The sequence below is a fragment of the Streptomyces sp. NPDC002845 genome, from assembly GCF_053591955.1.
Genome location: NZ_JBSFUU010000020.1, coordinates 39,730 through 54,321 on the forward strand (window position 1 = coordinate 39,730; position 14,592 = coordinate 54,321).

The window sequence follows — 14,592 nt, forward strand, 5'->3', positions numbered from 1 at the left end:
TCGGAGCGCCGCGGGTGACCAGGGAAACGGCAACGCGATGACGGTGACAGAGGACGGCCCGGCGACCACGGACGAGGTGGCGTACGGCCCTGGTATCGACCCCGAGCGGCTGGCCGTCTGCCTCAGCGTGCTGGAGGAGCTCGACAAGCTGGAGGTCGACCATCCGGACGCGATCGCCGTGCGCCGGGCCACCGCGGGCGTCTACCGCGCGGTCAAGCAGCGCCGCCGCCAGGAGCGCCGGGCGGCGAAGACGGCGCACGACAAGGCGGTCACCGAGGCCACCGCCACCGGCTCCGCCCAGCGCATCGACGACGAGACCGAGGGCATCCTGCCGTCGTCCGCCGTCGACGACGGGCAGATCGCGGGGATACTCCAGCGCCCGCGCTCCTGCTACGTCTGCAAGACCCGCTACGTCGAGGTCGACTACTTCTACCACCAGCTCTGCCAGAAGTGCGCGGCCGAGAACCGGGCCCGCCGCGACGCCCGCGCCGACCTCACCGGCAAGCGCGCGCTGCTCACCGGCGGCCGCGCCAAGATCGGCATGTACATCGCGCTCCGGCTGCTGCGCGACGGTGCCCACACCACCGTCACCACGCGCTTCCCGAACGACGCGATCCGCCGTTTCAAGGCCCAGCCCGACAGCGCCGACTGGATCCACCGGCTGAAGATCGTCGGCATCGACCTGCGCGACCCGGCCCAGGTCGTGGCCCTCGCCGACTCGGTCGCCGCCGAGGGCCCGCTCGACATCCTCATCAACAACGCCGCGCAAACCGTACGCCGCTCCCCGCAGGCCTACAGCGAACTCGTCGCCGCCGAGTCCGCCCCGCTGCCCGCGGGCGAACTCCCCGCCGCCGAGGTCATCGGCACCTTCGGCTCCGGCGCCGTGGCCGCGCTCCCGGTCGCCGGGGGCGGCGCGCTCACCGCACAGGACGTCACCGACCTCGCACTGGTGTCCGGCTCGGCGTCCCTGGAGCGCATCGCGGCCGGTACGGCGATCGACGCGGGCGGCCTCGTGCCCGACCTGCACGACACCAACAGCTGGATCCAGGCGGTGGAGGAGGTCACCCCGGTCGAGCTCCTGGAGGTCCAGCTCTGCAACTCGACGGCTCCCTTCATCCTGATCAGCCGCCTGCGTGCGGCGATGGCGGCCTCCGGGGCCCGCCGGACGTACATCGTGAACGTCTCCGCGATGGAGGGAGTCTTCAGCCGCGGCTACAAGGGCGCGGGCCACCCGCACACCAACATGGCCAAGGCCGCCCTGAACATGCTCACGCGCACCAGCGCCCAGGAGATGTTCGAGAAGGACCGCATCCTGATGACCGCCGTCGACACGGGCTGGATCACCGACGAGCGCCCGCACCCGGACAAGCTCCGCCTCGCCGACGCGGGCTTCCACGCCCCGCTCGACCTTGTCGACGGCGCGGCCCGCGTGTACGACCCGATCGTGCGCGGCGAGCAGGGCGAGGACCTGTACGGCGTCTTCCTGAAGGACTACGCGCCGGGCAAGTGGTGAGGCGCCCGGGTACGGAGCCGGTCATGGACGGCGTACGCCGCTGAGCCGGGCGTTCCTGGGGTGCGCGCTCTTGAGGTGTGCGCCGCTCGTACCCGTGTCCCGCCGTCCACCAGCAGATCCGCCCCGGTGACCCACTCCGCCGCGTCCGACGCCAGCCACACCACGGCCCGGGCGACATCGGCGGGCTCCCCGATCCGGCCGAGGGGCAGCCCGGCGGCCACGTCCTCCTCGGCGCCCTCCCAGACGAAGCGGGCCATGTCGGTGCGGACGAGCCCGGGGGAGACGGAGTTGACCCGGACCCCGGGCGCCAGTTCACCGGCGAGCTGCCGGGTGAGGTGAACCAGCGCTGCCTTGCTGGTGCCGTAAGCGCCCACGTTCGGGCCCACATGGGCGGCGCCCTCGGTGCAGACGTTGACCACCGCCCCGCCGTGCTCGTTCATCCACGCCCGCCACACGCACTGCGTCAGCCGCAGCGGCGCCTCGACGTTGACGGCGAAGGCGTCCCGCCAGCGGTCCGGGTCGGCGTCCATCAGCGGTCCGTACGGCTCGTTGGTCGCCGCGTTGTTCACGACGACGTCGATCCGGCCGAACTCCCGCAGCGCCAGCTCGGTCAGCTCCCGGAGGTGGGCGGGATCGGCAACCGACCCCGCGAGCCCGACGGCACCGAGATCCCCGGCGACCCGCGCCACGGCCGCCGGATCACGAGCGGTCACACATACCCGCGCGCCCGCCTCAACCAGGGCCTCGGCGACGGCCAGCCCGATCCCACGTGTGGCCCCGGTGACGATCGCGGCCTTTCCTTCCAGCCCGTACGGCGATGTCATCCGCGTACGTTCTCATGACGGGCCATGAGGCAACAGCCCCAGGTGTGTGCGGGCGCGACGGTCTCGTGGGCCTCCCTGCCCACGGGGTGCTTCACCCGTTCGGCGGTGTGCGGCGGTCCGCTTTGGCTCGACAGGGCACACTCGTGCCCTGGTCACCCGAGGGAAAACGGTTCGACCTCGTACGACTTGAGACAGTAGCCTCGTGTTTTCGGCCCTATCGAGCGGGCGCCCGCTCATATGGGTACTCTGTAACGGACGGACAGCAGTATTTGGGTCCCACCCACACCCACGGTCCGTCCCGGGACAAGCCAGTCATCACGGCCTGCTCTCACACAAGTTGACAGGCGCCACCGCGTCCGAACCGAAATCGACTCAGACCCGAGCGGACGTCAGGCGCACAGCAGCAGAGTGGCCGATGAGTCCCGAGGGTGACCCGACACATAAGGAGTGCGCGGTGACACCGGAGAAGAGCAATCGCGATCAGCGCCCCAAGGAACGCACGGAGCGTGCGGTCCGCCGGCCGAAGAAGGACCTCGGAAGCCTCGACGTGTGGGCCAGGTCCGCCCCGATCCGCCTGGCAGGATACGAGGACGACCTCGCGGAGCCCCACATCCTGCCCAGCGTGGACTGACCCCGGCAGGACCATCGCGATCGCTGACGGCATGGGCGTGCCAGACTCACGTCCATGCCGATCAGAGAAGCCACGGCCGACGACTGGCCGCGCATCTGGCCCTTCTGGCACCGCATCGTCGCCGCGGGCGAGACCTACACCTGGGACCCGGACACCTCCGAAGAGGCAGCCCGCGCCCTGTGGATGGCCCCCGCCAAGCGCGTGTACGTCGCCGAGGACCACACCGGAGCCGTCGTCGGCTCCGCCTACGTCACCCCCAACTACGGCGGTCCCGCCGCCCGTATCGCCAACGCCGGCTTCATGGTCGACCCCGACCACGGCGGCCACGGCATCGGCCGCGCCCTCGCCGGGCACATCCTCGCCGCCGCCAAGGCCGACGGCTACCGGGGCATGGTCTTCAACGCCGTCGTCGAGACCAACCCGGCCGTCAGGCTGTGGACCTCACTCGGCTTCACCATCCTCGGCACGGTGCCGGACGCGTACGAGCACCCGCGGCATGGGCGGGTCGGGCTGCACATCCTGTACAAGGCGCTCTGAGCGACCCCGGGGAAGTGCGGGCCCGCCCCTACGCCGCCCGGCACGCCGAGAGCACGCACCGGCGGCGACACGAGCCGCTGCCGCGGCGGGCGCGGGAACGCACCCTCACTTCCCCGGCGCCGCTGAGCCACCCGGAAAATGGCTGGGGGCGTGCCCCCTCCCCGTGCTTGCATGTGCCGCATGGTGCCCACCGACCGCCTCCTCGCCTTCGCGGCCATGTCGTTCCTGCTGATCGTGATACCCGGCCCCAGCGTGCTCTTCGTGATCGGACGCGCGCTCGCCCAGGGCCGCCGCGCCGCGATCACCACCGTCGCCGGCAACACGATGGGCGCGTACGCGCTCGTCGTCGCCGTCGCCCTGGGGATCGGCTCCGTCGTGGAACGCTCGGTCCTCGTCTTCACGGCCCTGAAACTGACGGGCGCCGCCTACCTCGTCTACCTCGGCGTGAAGGCGTGGCGGCAACGAGGCGCGCTCCAGGCCTCGTTCACCGCCGACACCCCCACGTACGGCAACCGGCGCACCCTGTGGGAAGGGTTCGCGGTCGGCGTCGCCAATCCCAAGACCATCGTGTTCTTCGCCGCCGTACTGCCGCAGTTCGTCGACCGCGACCAAGGGCACGTCGTGCTCCAAATGCTGCTGCTCGGCCTCGTCTTCAACGTCATCGCGATCGTCTCGGACAGTGTGTGGGGAGTGGCCGCGGCCACCGCACGGGACTGGTTCGCCCGCTCACCGCGGCGGCTCTCCCTCGTCGGCGGAGTCGGCGGCCTCACGATGATCGGCCTCGGCGTCACCGTCGCCGTGACGGGCCGCAAGGAGTGACGCGGCGCGCTACGCGAGCGGTGCCGTACGCCGCCACGGGCGCAGCTCCTCCAACTGTCCGGCCAGCGCGAGCAGTTCGAACTCGGAGCCGGGACGTCCGACCAGCTGTACGGCACACGGCGCACCGGACGGCAGCGTGCCGAACGGCACCGACATGGCCGGCCAGCCGGTGAGGTTCCACGGCGGCGTCAGCGGCGAGTAGTTCGTGTTGGCGAGCAGATTGCGCAGCCATCCCCTCTCGTGCCAGTTCGCGGAGGCGGGCCCGCGCCGGGCGAGCGCCGGGGTGAGTAGAACATCGTGCTCGGCGAAGAAGGGCTCCAGACGCTGACGCAACCGCTCCCGTCCGGCACGTCCGGCACCCTCGCGTACGCCCTTGACGAAGCGCCGCCCCACGGCCGCGTGCACCCGCGTACGCCGGGTGAGCCGCCACCGGTCCAGGCCCACGGCGTCCACCGCGGTACCCGCCGTCCAGTGCGCGAGCGATGTGGTGGCCAGCGAGAGAGGGTACGGCGGATCGGCGGGCCGCACCCGGTGACCGGCCCCGGCCAGCAGTTCGGCGGCCTCGCGGGCAGCGGCGGCGTACGGGCGGCTGACGGTGACGCCGAGGAGGGGGCTGCGCACGGAAAGGGCGATCCTGCGGGCGGCTGACTCGGGCGGAGGTACGGCCTCCGTGCCGGCCAGCACCGAGAACATCAGCCGGGCGTCCTCGGCCGTCGTCGCGAGCGGCCCGTTCTCCGACATGCCGAACCAGTCGCCGTGGCCGATGTCCGCCGGGACGACACCGAAGCCCGGCTTGAACCCGACCAGCCCGCAGTTGGCGGCCGGTATGCGCAGCGAGCCCATGCCGTCGTTGCCGAGCGCGATCGGCACCATCCCGGCGGCGACCGCGGCCGCGCTGCCGCCCGACGAACCGCCCGCCGTGCGGGAAAGGTCCCACGGATTGCGCGCCACGCCGTGCACGCCGTCGGTGGTGCCGAAGACACACAGCTCGGGCACGTTCGTCTTGCCCACGACCACCGCCCCCGCGGCACGCAGCCGGGCCACCGTGACGTGGTCGTGCCCGGCCGGGGTGTCGGAGGTCGCCGCCGAGCCGTTGCGGGTGGCCTCACCCCGTACCGGCAGGTTGTCCTTGACCGCCACCGGCACGCCCGCGAGGGGCAGTCCGGCCAGGTCGTCGCGGGCCGCCAGCTCGTCGGCCTCGGCGAGCGCGGCCTCGGCCCGCACCGTGCGGAACGCACCGACCCGGGCATCGAGCCCCTCGATCCGCGCCAGATGCTCCGCCAGCACCTCACGGGGCGCGACCCGCTTCTCCCGTACGGCGGCGGCGATCTCGGTGGCGGTCCGGCCGACCCAGCTGGTCACGAGCGCTCCCTCGTTCCTGTCCTACGTGACGTGTGCGTGCGTACTCGCCAGTAGCGGGTGAGTACGAGGAGCACTGTGCCCTGCTGAACCGCACCGCGTCGAGAGGTGTTCCGCGTGCTCGACACCGACCAGTGGGCCCGCGCCCCGTACGCACCGAGCACACCATCCCCCCCCGGTCCCCGGCGACGACCGCACCCACGGGAGTACGGGCGTGCGAGACGCGGGCCCACTTCGCCTCACTCGGGCCCGAGTTGGGCCCGCAGCCACTCCTCCACCTCGCCCACGTGCGCGGCCGCCGCCGCGCGTGCCGCCTCCGGGTCGCGGGCGACCAGGGCGCGGTGGATGGCCGCGTGTTCGCGACGGGTGCGTGCGAAGGCGCCCTCCTCCTGGTAGCCGCGCCAGACGCGGGCGCGGAAGGTGCGGGAGGACAGGCCCTCCGGGATCGCGGCCATCGTCTCGTTGCCGGCGGCGGTCACGATCGCGCGGTGGAAGGCGAGGTCGTGGGCGAGGATCTCCTCGGGATCGTCGGTGGCGTTCATCGCGGTCAAGTGCTCCTCGACCTCGGCCAGTTGGTCCGGGGCGATGCGCGCGGCGGCGAGCGCGGTCGCCGTCGACTCCAGGATGCGGCGCACTTCCAGCAGCTCGGCCAGACGGGGGCCCCGGGAGAGGTCGGCCACGACACCGAAGGTCTCCAGCAGGTCCCCGGCCTCCAGCCGGGTGACGTGGATGCCGGACCCGTGCCGTGCCTCCAGGACACCGAGGACGGTGAGCGCGCGGATCGCCTCCCGCATCGAGCTGCGCGACATGCCCAGCCGGGCCGCGAGGTCACGTTCGGTCGGCGGCCGCTGCCCGGGCTCCAGCCGGCTCTCGGCGATCATCGCCTTGATCCGCTCGATGGCGCGCTGCGTCACGGTGCCCTTCTGGGGAGCGACCTCGGTTGCCGGGGCGGTGTCTCGTCCACGCCACTCGTCCTGTCGTCGGTGCGCGGCAGTCCAGCCACCCAGGTGGTCGGACCTCTGAGGCCGGAAAGGGAGGGTATTTGACTCGGAAGGTTGTTCTGATGGCGAAGTGGTCTGATAAATAACAGACACCAGCTCAGATCCTGCTCGACGAGGCGCCTCCCGTACGCGACCCGAAGGGCCATCCGTGTCACCGACCAGCGCCCGCGTCACCGCGGTCGAGACCTACGACATCCGCTTCCCCACCTCGCGTGAGCTCGACGGCTCCGACGCGATGAACCCGGACCCCGACTACTCGGCCGCGTACGTCGTTCTGCGCACCGACGCGGCCGACGGCCCGGAGGGACACGGCTTCACCTTCACCATCGGGCGGGGCAACGATGTCCAGGTCGCCGCGATCGACGCGCTGCGCGACCATGTGGTCGGACGACCGGTCGACGAGCTGTGCGCCGACCCCGGCTCGCTGTTCCGGGACCTGATCGGGGACAGCCAACTGCGCTGGCTCGGCCCGGAGAAGGGCGTGATGCACATGGCGATCGGCGCGGTCGTCAACGCGGTGTGGGACCTGGCCGCCAAGCGCGCCGGGAAGCCGCTGTGGCAGCTGCTCGCCGACGCCGAGCCGGAGTGGCTCGTACAGCAGGTCGACTTCCGCTACATCACGGACGCGCTGACGCCCGAGGAGGCGCGGGAACTCCTGCGGCGCGGCAGGGAAGGGGCCTCCGGCCGTGCGGAGCACCTGCTCGACCAGGGTCTTCCCGCGTACACCACCTCGCCCGGCTGGCTCGGCTACGACGACGAGAAGCTCAGCCGCCTCGCCGCCCAGGCCGTCGCCGACGGATTCCGGCAGATCAAGCTGAAGGTCGGCGCGGACCTCGCGGACGACGCACGCCGCTGCCGGGTCGCCCGCTCCGTCGTCGGCCCCGGCATCCGTATCGCGATCGACGCCAACCAGCGCTGGAACGTCGACGAGGCGATCGCCTGGACGAAGGCCCTGGCCGAGTTCGGGCCCTACTGGATCGAGGAACCGACCAGCCCCGACGACGTCCTCGGCCACGCGGCCGTACGCAAGGCCGTGGCTCCGGTGAAGGTCGCCACCGGCGAGCATGTGCAGAACCGCGTCGTCTTCAAGCAGTTCCTCCAGGCCGGTGCCATCGACATCCTGCAGATCGACGCGGTCCGCGTCGGCGGGGTCAACGAGAACCTCGCGATCCTGCTGCTGGCCGCGAAGTTCGGCGTGCCGGTCTGCCCGCACGCCGGCGGCGTCGGCCTGTGCGAACTCGTCCAGCACCTCTCGATGTTCGACTTCGTGACGCTCTCGGGGATCACCGAGGACCGGGTCATCGAGTACGTCGACCATCTGCACGAGCACTTCCTCGACCCGGTGGTGATCCGCGAGGGTCACTACACGGCACCCACCGCACCGGGCTTCTCGGCCACCATGTGCCCGGAGTCCATCGCGGAGTACACGTATCCCGGCGGCGTCTTCTGGGCCGCCGACCTGGAACGGCAGAAACTCGACGAGCGGAACGAGCAGAAGAACGAGCAGAAGAACGAGAAGGGGGCAGCGGCATGACGGGCACTCAGGGACTGGCCGGGGCTCAGGACTTCGAGGGTCTCAAGGTGCTGGTCACCGGCGGCGCCTCCGGCATCGGGCCGGGCCACCGCGGAACTCCTCGCCGCCCGCGGCGCCCGGGTCGCCGTGCTCGACCTCGACCGGCGCCCGTACGCCGCCCTGGTCCTGGAAGCCTTCGGCCTGGGCCGGGTGATGCTCGGCTCGGACTGGCCGTGTGCACGCTGGCCGCGCGGCTTACGGCCAAGTCGATGCTCTCACCGGGCAGTTGACCTCCTCCCTTCTCGACGACAGCGAGCGCGAGTCGGTTTTCGACGGCACCGCGACCAGCGTCTACGACCTGTAGGCCGGTGTGTCCAGCCTGGTCGGCGGCATGAACTCCCGTACGTACGTCCGATCCCAGCACGCGCCCGTCTCCCGCAGCTCACGCCAGGTCGTGAAGCGGTAGCGGAAGAGCCGGGCGCGGACGTAGCGGGGCGGGGCGTCCGGCGGGAACGGGGAGCGGCGCAGCAGGCGGAGCGTGTCGCGGTCGTTCTCCAGGAGCCGTTCCACCAGGCCGCCGAACCAGGAACCGGCGTACGCGGGGGAGAGCGCCGCGAACCACATCAGCCAGTCCAGCCGCAGATGGTACGGCGCGAACTGGCGCGGCCAGTGCCGTGGATCGCCCGGCTTGCCCTTGAACTCGTACTCCCGCCAGTCCGAGTCCGCACGCGGTACGTCGTCCGCCGTGCCCTCGATCACGACCTCGTACCGGATACGGCTGACGCTGCCGAACGCGCCGTAGGTGTTGACCAGCTGGAGCGGGTCGAAGGAGCGGTTCATGACCTGGCGGCGGGAGACCAGGTTGCGGGCCGGGCGGTAGCTCAGCGCCACCAGGCCCGCGGCGACGGCGAGAACGACGACCTCGTACCAGAGCGGTGCCCCGTCGGACACGTGCGAAGGCGTGGTGGTCCCGAAGTCGACGGCGGACAGGGCCACCACGATCGTGATCCAGTTCAGCCAGGAGAAGTTGCCCGACAGGATCAGCCACAGCTGGGTGACGATCATCAGGGAGGCGGCGGCCGTGGCGATCGGCTGGGGCGTGAACAGCAGGACGGGGACGACGAGCTGGGTGAAGTGGTTGGCCGCGACCTCCGCCCGGTGGACCGGTTTCGGCAGGTGGTGGAAGAACCAGCTCAGCGGGCCCGGCATCGGCTGTGTCTCGTGGTGGTGGTACAGGCAGGTCAGCTTCCGCCAGCACTCGTCGCCGCGCATCTTGATCAGCCCGGCGCCGAACTCCACCCGGAACAGCACCCAGCGCAGCAGGAACAGGACGACGATCGGCGGCGCCACCTCGTCGTTGCCGAGGAACACCGCGAGGAAACCGACCTCCAGCAGCAGGGACTCCCAGCCGAACGAGTACCAGGTCTGGCCGACGTTCACGATCGACAGGTACATCACCCACGGCACGAGCCACAGCAGCATGCCGCCCCAGAGGGGGAGTTGGGAGTCCAGGCCTGCGATCAGGGCGACCGACACCGCGCAGCCCGCCCAGGCCCAGGCCGCGAAGAAGCGGTCGGAGTAGTGGAAGTGGAACACGCTGGGCGAGCGGCGGAACGGCACCAGCCGGACGAAGCGGGGCACCGGCAGCATCCCGCGCTCGCCGATCAGCGCCCGGAACTGGAGGGCCGCGCCGAGGAAGGCGACCAGATACACGGCGGCCAGAGCACGCTGGAAGAGCAACCGGCTCGTCCAGTAGTCGGGTGCGGTGAACCATTCCACGGTTCTCGCGCTCCTGGTCTGTCTTCCTGAGTTGCGGGTCAAACGGGTCTACTGCTGACAATAGTGAACGAATTGCCCGGACTGAAGCGGGAGAACGACGGGAGAACGTCGTGCGCACATCCAGCAGAGCTTGCGTCACGGCCGGTGCGCTGTCGGCCGCCCTCGTCGCCGGAGGCCCCGGTGCCTTCGCCGACTCCACGAACACTACGGGCGTGACCCCGTCGCCCGTCACCCGAACAGTGCAGTCGGACGACGTGCAGTCGCCCGACGGTTTCGCCGCGGAGGACCCGGACGAGTTCACCGTCGGGGACCTGTGGGGCGAGGACGTCGAGGACGTCGAGGGTCTGTGGGACGAGGACCTGGCCGTCGAAGACCTGTGGGACGAAGACGACCTGTGGGACCAAGAAGACGAGGACCTGTGGAGCGAGGACCTCTCCGACGAGATCGGCCCCGACCTGGTCCCGGAAGTCCCCGACCTCCCCGACGGCGGCGGCCTCATCCCCGACCTCGCCGGTCTCGCCGACTTCTCCGACTCCACCGACGGCATGTTCGAAGAGATCCCCTGAGCAGGTCGGGCGAAGTCCGCTCCGGTTCGGCAGCGCCCTGAAGGGACGCGGGGCTGTGGCATATGCGGCTCCGCCGCGGGGGCGAGACCAGCCACGACGGCGCCGCAGACGGCCGCAGACGATCGACGCACGACGACGGCACCGCCCTGCCCGACCGTTCCGGGGTCGAAGAATCGGACAAACCCTGGCAATGTTGCCCTATGAGTGATCGGGGAGCGAACGAGGAGTCACTCCCTGAGGACTGGCCGCCCCACCCGGACTCGGTCCTCGCGCTCAACCGGATGGGAGGCTTCGACTGGGACCTGGACACCGGTCAGTTCCACATGGACGCCCAGGCCCACGAGGTCTTCGACCTGATCCCGGCCGAATACGACGGCAACCCCGAGACCCTGTCCGCGCGGGTGCCACCGATGGAGGCCCGCCGGCTCGACACCCTGGTCGCCCGGGCACTCAAGGACGGCAGCGAGAACTACGGGGCGTACTTCCGCATCCGGTTGCGCGACGGCAGCCTGCGCTGGACGCACACCCAGGGCTACATCCGCCGCGACGAATCCGGCCGTCCGCGCCGGATCATCGGCATCGTCCGCGACGCCACCCAGGAACTGCGCGAGAGCGAGGCGCGCCGCGATCAGGTCGCCCAGGACGAGGCCCGCCGCCAGCAGACCAACATCGTGCAGATCATCACCGCCGCCCTCGCGCACGCCCGCACCGTCCAGGACGTGATCGACGTACTGGAGGACACCCACGGCGTCACCCACCTCGGCGCGACGAGCCTGGTCATGGGCCTGGCGGAGGCCGGACGCATCCGCATGGTCGCCGAGGGCCCCGAGGACAGCTACGTGCCCGGCACCCGGATCACCCGGCTCGACGCGAAGTACCCGATGAACGAGGTCGTACGGAACCTCGCGCCGCACTTCATCGAGTCGCCGGAGGAGTTCGCCGAGTCGTACCCCCGGCTGTGGCCGCACATCACCGACCTGAAGATCACCTCGGCCGCGTATCTGCCCCTCATCGTGCAGGCCAGGCCCATCGGCGCGATGGGCCTGCTCTACAACGACCGGCGCGGCTTCACCCCGGAGGAGCGCAACGTCCTCATCGCGCTCGGCAGCAGCATCGCCCAGAGCCTCCAGCGGGCCATGTTCTACGAGCGGGAGATGGACCTCGCCCAGGGCCTCCAGCAGGCCATGCTGCCCCGCTCCATCCCCAGCGTCCCCGGCGCCGACATCGCCGTCCGCTACCGGGCCGCCTCCCTCGGGGGCTCCCTCGGCCGGGACATCGGCGGCGACTGGTACGACCTCATCCCGCTGCCCGGCGGCCGCGTCGGCGCCGTCATCGGCGACGTCCAGGGCCACGACACGCACGCGGCCGCCGTCATGGGCCAGCTGCGCATCGTGCTGCGCGCGTACGCCGCCGAGGGGCACACCCCGGCCACCGTGATGGCCCGCGCCTCGGTCTTCCTGCACGAACTCGACACCGAGCGCTTCGCGACCTGCCTGTACGCGGAGGCCGACCTGTCGACCGGAGTCGTCCAGGTGGTCCGGGCCGGGCACATCGACCCGCTGGTCCGGCAGGTCGACGGCACCGCCCGCCGGGTCCCCGTGGAGGGTGGTCTGCCGCTCGGCCTGTCCGCCGAGTTCGGCAGCCCCGAATACCCGGTCGCCGCCCTCGAACTCGACCCCGGCCAGACCCTGCTGCTGTGCACCGACGGCCTCGTCGAGCAGCCCGGCGCCGACCTCGACGACGGCATGCGCACCCTGAAGACGGTGATCGCCGCGGGCCCGGCGGACGTGCGCGGCCTCGCCGACCGGCTCATCGACGTGGCCGAGGACCTCGGCGGTGACGACGACGTGGCGCTGCTGCTCCTGCGCCGCCGGAGCCTGGCCGCCCCGCAGGCCGGTGAGCGCCTCCAGCAGCACGTGGCGCCCGGTGACCCGGAGGCGCTCGCCGAGGCGCGGCACCTGATCCGGGCGGCCGTCCGGGCCTGGGGCGCCCGCGAGCGCGCCGACGAGATCGAACTTGTCGCCGACGAACTCGTCACCAACGCCCTGATGCACACCGAAGGCTCCGCCATCGTCACCCTGCGGGTCCTCACCGGCTCCGAACGGCGGCTGCGCGTCGAGGTCGAGGACGCCTCCAGCGCCCTGCCGCGCCGCCGCGACGCGGGGGAGTCGGGAGTCTCCGGGCGGGGCCTGCTGCTCGTGGACCGTCTCGCGGATGTGTGGGGGGTGGAGGCGCGCGGCGGCGGAAAGTGCGTGTGGTGCGAGTTCCTCGTGCCGCCACGGACATGAGGGCGGCGCAAAACGCAGGTGACGGCCGGTGCGCAGGGCACTGTCCGTCCGCGGTGGCACTCTGGACGTATGCCGGAACTGCCCGAGGTCGAAGCACTCAGGGACTTCCTGGCCGATCAGCTCGTCGGCCACGAGGTCGTCCGGGTGCTGCCCGTCGCCATCAGCGTCCTCAAGACGTACGACCCGCCGGTGTCCGCCGTCGAGGGCCGCGAGGTCACCGCCGTACACCGGTACGGCAAGTTCCTCGACATCGACGCGGACGGCCTGCACTTCGTGACTCACCTGGCCCGCGCGGGCTGGCTCCGCTGGCGCGACCGCCTCCCCGACGGGCCCACCCGTCACCCGACCACCACCCCTCACCGACGCGCTACGCGCGACCCCTTCTTGTCGCGCCCCGGCAAGGGTCCCCTCGCCCTCCGGGTCGCCCTGGAGACCGGCGAGGGCTTCGACCTCACCGAGGCGGGCACGCAGAAACGGCTCGCGGTGTACGTCGTACGGGATCCGCAGGAGGTCCCGGGCATCGCCCGCCTGGGCCCCGACCCGCTGGCCGACGACTTCGACGAGACACGCTTCGCCGAGCTCCTCGCGGGCGAGCGGCGGCAGATCAAGGGCGCGCTGCGCGACCAGAGCCTGATCGCGGGGGTGGGGAACGCGTACAGCGACGAGATCCTGCACGCGGCCCGGATGTCCCCCTTCAAGCCGGCCTCCTCGCTGCGGCCCGAGGAACTGCACCAGCTGTACGAGGCTCTGCGGGCCACCCTCACCGAAGCCGTGGAACGTTCCCGTGGGCTGGCGGCCGGGCGGCTGAAGGCCGAGAAGAAGAGCGGTCTGCGGGTGCACGGCCGCACCGGGGAGCCCTGCCCGGTGTGCGGTGACACCGTCCGCGAGGTCTCCTTCAGCGACTCCTCACTGCAGTACTGCCCGACATGCCAGACGGGCGGCAGGCCGCTCGCGGACCGAAGGCTTTCACGACTGCTGAAATGACACTCGCGTACCCGTGGGTCAGGGCGACTTGAGCGTCACCAGCCGCTCCCCGTCCCGCGTGCGCACCTCGAACCGACTGATCTCCTGGCGCCGCATGGCGGCACCGCCCTGCATGCTGGACGGACCGTCGGCCCCGTCGGGCACCATCCAGCTCGTCACCGTCTCCTCGGACCCGTCCCTGCCGATCGCGACGAGCCGGCACGGGCGGGGGCCCGAGGCGTCCTTGACCTGGAGGTCGATCTGGCTGCCCCAGACCCGGTCCTCGGCCCTGACCTCGGCCCACACGCCCGAATCCGGGTCGGTCGCCTCGACGGTGGCGGACTCGGACCCCGACCCCGCGACGATCGCGGCGGCGGGCCCGCCCACGGCGAACACCACGGAGGCGGCCACCGCGAACAGCCAGCGCCTGCGCCCGACCCGGTTCCGTGCGGCCACCTCGCCGAGCAGCCGCTCCAGCAGCCGCGGCCCGGGAGCCGCGAAGGGATGCACGGCGCGCGGGGTCGCGTTCCGGTACAGCATCAGCTGCCGGGCGGCCGGACGAAACTCGGTGACCCGCACCGCGCACTGCGGGCAGTCGCGGAGATGGTCCTCGAAGTGGAACGCGTCCACCTCGTCCAGCACGCCCAGTGAATAGGCGCCGACGTCGTGATGACGATCCAGGGACCACATGGCAATTCCTCGAGCCGGTGATGCGGTGGGGGTTGCTTCTTGCTACCACCGGTACGGACCAGACCGACGAATCACTCAAGTCCTCTGCGGAATGCCGACCAAAAGCTTT

At 71.4% G+C, this 14,592-nt stretch carries 14 protein-coding genes; 9 read left to right on the forward strand and 5 right to left on the reverse strand.

Translation table 11 applies throughout. The features are described from left to right. Positions 1 to 37 precede the first annotated feature (37 nt). On the forward strand, positions 38 to 1,513 hold the full coding sequence (locus tag ACWD3C_RS16700) for an SDR family NAD(P)-dependent oxidoreductase (protein ID WP_451144472.1): 1,476 nt from the start codon (positions 38 to 40) through the stop codon (positions 1,511 to 1,513). On the opposite strand, the gene ACWD3C_RS16705 is transcribed toward ACWD3C_RS16700, so the two are convergent. Beyond that, entirely contained in the window at positions 1,492 to 2,337 is an 846-nt protein-coding gene (locus ACWD3C_RS16705; protein WP_451144474.1) for an SDR family oxidoreductase, read from the reverse strand. The two genes, ACWD3C_RS16700 and ACWD3C_RS16705, sit on opposite strands and share 22 nt — an antisense overlap. A gap of 454 nt (positions 2,338 to 2,791) precedes the next feature. Here ACWD3C_RS16705 and ACWD3C_RS16710 point away from each other — a divergent pair, with 454 nt between their 5' ends. The 3 genes from ACWD3C_RS16710 (at position 2,792) to ACWD3C_RS16720 (ending at position 4,324) form a co-directional block, all read left to right on the forward strand. Further along, on the forward strand, positions 2,792 to 2,968 hold the full coding sequence (locus ACWD3C_RS16710) for a hypothetical protein (protein ID WP_451144476.1): 177 nt from the start codon (positions 2,792 to 2,794) through the stop codon (positions 2,966 to 2,968). A 54-nt stretch (positions 2,969 to 3,022) separates the two neighbouring features. Next, entirely contained in the window at positions 3,023 to 3,505 is a 483-nt protein-coding gene (locus tag ACWD3C_RS16715; protein WP_451144478.1) for an N-acetyltransferase family protein, read from the forward strand. Between the two features lie 180 nt (positions 3,506 to 3,685). Continuing rightward, positions 3,686 to 4,324, forward strand: a complete 639-nt coding sequence (locus ACWD3C_RS16720) for a LysE family translocator (RefSeq protein ID WP_451144480.1) — start codon at positions 3,686 to 3,688, stop codon at positions 4,322 to 4,324. A 9-nt stretch (positions 4,325 to 4,333) separates the two neighbouring features. Here the strand turns inward: ACWD3C_RS16720 and ACWD3C_RS16725 are convergent, their stop codons facing one another. Next, on the reverse strand, positions 4,334 to 5,686 hold the full coding sequence (locus ACWD3C_RS16725; protein WP_451144482.1) for an amidase: 1,353 nt from the start codon (positions 5,684 to 5,686) through the stop codon (positions 4,334 to 4,336). 236 nt (positions 5,687 to 5,922) lie between these two features. Next, a complete protein-coding gene (locus ACWD3C_RS16730) occupies positions 5,923 to 6,597 on the reverse strand; it encodes a FadR/GntR family transcriptional regulator (protein WP_451144484.1) in 675 nt (224 codons plus the stop codon). A 235-nt stretch (positions 6,598 to 6,832) separates the two neighbouring features. On the opposite strand from ACWD3C_RS16730, the gene ACWD3C_RS16735 reads away from it, so the two are divergent. Then, the gene (locus ACWD3C_RS16735; protein WP_451144486.1) at positions 6,833 to 8,218 is read left to right on the forward strand and encodes an L-fuconate dehydratase; all 1,386 of its coding nucleotides are present in this window, start codon (positions 6,833 to 6,835) and stop codon (positions 8,216 to 8,218) included. A gap of 214 nt (positions 8,219 to 8,432) precedes the next feature. Continuing rightward, positions 8,433 to 8,561, forward strand: a complete 129-nt coding sequence (locus ACWD3C_RS16740) for a hypothetical protein (protein WP_451144488.1) — start codon at positions 8,433 to 8,435, stop codon at positions 8,559 to 8,561. On the opposite strand, the gene ACWD3C_RS16745 is transcribed toward ACWD3C_RS16740, so the two are convergent. After that, positions 8,549 to 9,976: a lipase maturation factor family protein gene (locus ACWD3C_RS16745; RefSeq protein WP_451144490.1), complete on the reverse strand. Its 1,428-nt coding sequence runs from the start codon at positions 9,974 to 9,976 to the stop codon at positions 8,549 to 8,551. The two genes, ACWD3C_RS16740 and ACWD3C_RS16745, sit on opposite strands and share 13 nt — an antisense overlap. 110 nt (positions 9,977 to 10,086) lie before the next feature. Here ACWD3C_RS16745 and ACWD3C_RS16750 point away from each other — a divergent pair, with 110 nt between their 5' ends. From ACWD3C_RS16750 to ACWD3C_RS16760, 3 genes are all read left to right on the forward strand, one after another. Continuing rightward, complete coding sequence (locus ACWD3C_RS16750; RefSeq protein WP_451144492.1) at positions 10,087 to 10,542, forward strand: hypothetical protein; 456 nt, start codon at positions 10,087 to 10,089, stop codon at positions 10,540 to 10,542. Positions 10,543 to 10,742: 200 nt separating this feature from the next. Beyond that, entirely contained in the window at positions 10,743 to 12,830 is a 2,088-nt protein-coding gene (locus tag ACWD3C_RS16755; RefSeq protein ID WP_451144494.1) for a SpoIIE family protein phosphatase, read from the forward strand. 69 nt (positions 12,831 to 12,899) lie between these two features. Then, positions 12,900 to 13,814: an Fpg/Nei family DNA glycosylase gene (locus ACWD3C_RS16760; protein ID WP_451144496.1), complete on the forward strand. Its 915-nt coding sequence runs from the start codon at positions 12,900 to 12,902 to the stop codon at positions 13,812 to 13,814. An 18-nt stretch (positions 13,815 to 13,832) separates the two neighbouring features. On the opposite strand, the gene ACWD3C_RS16765 is transcribed toward ACWD3C_RS16760, so the two are convergent. Further along, a complete protein-coding gene (locus ACWD3C_RS16765) occupies positions 13,833 to 14,483 on the reverse strand; it encodes a hypothetical protein (RefSeq protein WP_451144498.1) in 651 nt (216 codons plus the stop codon). Positions 14,484 to 14,592: the final 109 nt, after the last annotated feature.

Excerpts from the sequence above, each read along its gene's own strand:
- ACWD3C_RS16700 (WP_451144472.1), top strand. The coding sequence starts at position 38 with ATGACGGTGACAGAGGACGGCCCGGCGACCACGGACGAGGTGGCGTAC.
- ACWD3C_RS16705 (WP_451144474.1), bottom strand. The coding sequence starts at position 2,337 with ATGACATCGCCGTACGGGCTGGAAGGAAAGGCCGCGATCGTCACCGGG.
- ACWD3C_RS16715 (WP_451144478.1), top strand. The coding sequence starts at position 3,023 with ATGCCGATCAGAGAAGCCACGGCCGACGACTGGCCGCGCATCTGGCCC.
- ACWD3C_RS16720 (WP_451144480.1), top strand. The coding sequence starts at position 3,686 with ATGGTGCCCACCGACCGCCTCCTCGCCTTCGCGGCCATGTCGTTCCTG.
- ACWD3C_RS16755 (WP_451144494.1), top strand. The coding sequence starts at position 10,743 with ATGAGTGATCGGGGAGCGAACGAGGAGTCACTCCCTGAGGACTGGCCG.
- ACWD3C_RS16760 (WP_451144496.1), top strand. The coding sequence starts at position 12,900 with ATGCCGGAACTGCCCGAGGTCGAAGCACTCAGGGACTTCCTGGCCGAT.
- ACWD3C_RS16765 (WP_451144498.1), bottom strand. The coding sequence starts at position 14,483 with ATGTGGTCCCTGGATCGTCATCACGACGTCGGCGCCTATTCACTGGGC.